Origin of the sequence: Streptomyces beijiangensis (genome assembly GCF_017315755.1) — a bacterium.
Classification (GTDB): domain Bacteria; phylum Actinomycetota; class Actinomycetes; order Streptomycetales; family Streptomycetaceae; genus Streptomyces; species Streptomyces beijiangensis.
The window spans coordinates 1-581 of record NZ_JAFLRJ010000695.1 but is presented as its reverse complement, the minus strand read 5'-3'; the positions used below and the strand labels follow the sequence as shown (position 1 = coordinate 581).

General features: G+C 69.7%; 1 protein-coding gene. It reads left to right on the top strand.

Annotated elements, in window-relative coordinates; all coding sequences use genetic code 11:
• Nucleotides 1–423: LysM peptidoglycan-binding domain-containing protein (locus J0695_RS45315; protein ID WP_206969476.1), on the top strand; the 423-nt coding region annotated here is incomplete at its 5' end.
• Nucleotides 424–581 lie beyond the last annotated feature (158 nt).

Sequence of the window (581 nt, the reverse complement as noted above, 5' to 3'; positions counted from 1 at the left end):
CCCAGCGACACCCCTGCGGCGTCGGAGACCCCGAGCCCCTCGGACAGCGCGACCCCGTCGACGACACCGTCCGAGACCCCCGCGGACACCGCGACCCCGGGCGCCACGGCCACGCCCCCGGCGAGTTCCGGTACGGACACGGGCCAGAGCGCGGGCAAGCACCGCGGCTCCACCGAGGCGACCGACACCCCGGAGACCGACCGCGAATCGGGCCGACACGCCTCCCGGAACGAGACCCCGGAGCGCTCCGCCGCCACCGAGGGCGACTACACGGTCCGCGCCGGTGACAACCTCTGGGCGATTGCGGATGCACACGACATCAAGGGCGGCTGGCCGGCGCTCTACAAGGCGAACGAGAAGGCCGTCGGAGCCGACCCGGACCTCATCGTTCCTGGCCAGAGCCTTGATTTGGGTCAAAAGTAGGGGTAGTCGGCCCGCTTTTGTCCCCTTTTGGGCAAGTGAGACAAGGGTCTCGCCGCCCTCCTCGCGAGTCCGCTCCGCACAGCCCTTCCGCGCCGTCCCTCACCTGCGCAAATGTGTGTTCCCTGTGTGCAAGCAAAGGTGATTCCGCCCCGATGTTC